At 36.6% G+C, this 1,013-nt stretch carries 1 protein-coding gene; it reads right to left on the minus strand.

The features are described 5' to 3' along the window. Nucleotides 1–699, minus strand: a 699-nt coding sequence (locus DMC01_RS15545; RefSeq protein WP_246059242.1) for an aldo/keto reductase, incomplete at its 3' end; no start/stop codon positions are given. Between the last annotated feature and the right edge of the window lie 314 nt (nt 700–1,013).

Raw genomic sequence — 1,013 nt, forward strand, 5'->3', positions numbered from 1 at the left:
CCAAGGCTGAGGTGCGTGGATTAACATTAAATCAATATAATCAAGCCCAAGTTTTGCCAAGGACTGCTCTATACTCGCCCTTGCAGCCTCGTAGCTTTTATGCTCTGCTGCTACTTTGGTAGTTACGAAAAGCTCCTCTCGCTTTAAGCCCTTTGCCATAGCAGCTCGCACGCCATCACCCGTGCCAGCCTCGTTTGCGTAGGCTTGTGCGGAGTCAAAGTGGCGATAACCCACATTTACAGCCGCTTCGATGGCTGCACTTACCTTGTCATTGTCGATTCTCCAAAGCCCAAGCCCTAGTTTTGGCACTTTGACGCCATTTGATAGGGTAAAAAACTCGTTTAGAACTGAATTTGTCATAGCCTGTCCTTTCTGTGAAGTTGCCAAATTCTCGCTTGAATTTGCTGAATTTTGAGCTGAATTTTCGCTTGATTTCAAGCTTGATTTTGCCTTGTCGCTTGAATTTGTGGCATTGTTCTTATTTTCGCTACAAGCAACAAAAATAGGCATTAGGCTTAAAGCACCAAAACCAGCACCGATTTTTGCGAATTTGCTTAAAAATTCTCGCCTTTGAAAATTGCTTGAAGTTGTGTTTAAGCTCACGCAATTTTCGCCTTGAAAATCTGCTTGAATTTTATTTGAATTCAAGGCAGTTTCGCCTAAATTTAGGGACTTGTTGCCCTTAATTTTACTACTCATTTTTTTCCTTTCTTTTTTGCCAAATGCTTGAAATGCCAAATTTTTCACATTTTTGGCAAAAATCTTAAAATTTGTAAGGACATTATAAAGCATTACACCTAGTGTTTGTCAAGGGCTTTTTGAAAAAATTTTGAAAAAAATTTACAAATTTTTTTTAAAAAAATTACAAAAGCCTTGAAATTTTTTGAATTTTTATAAAATAAAGGCTCAAGATACTTTAATTTGATACAAGATCATTTTAAAGTATGGAGAACAAAATGAAAAACAAGTATATGATTTATTTCCGAATTGTCTCAAAAGAAATTTAGGGAAAT

It is taken from the genome of Campylobacter troglodytis (assembly GCF_006864425.1).
GTDB classification, from domain to species: domain Bacteria; phylum Campylobacterota; class Campylobacteria; order Campylobacterales; family Campylobacteraceae; genus Campylobacter_D; species Campylobacter_D troglodytis.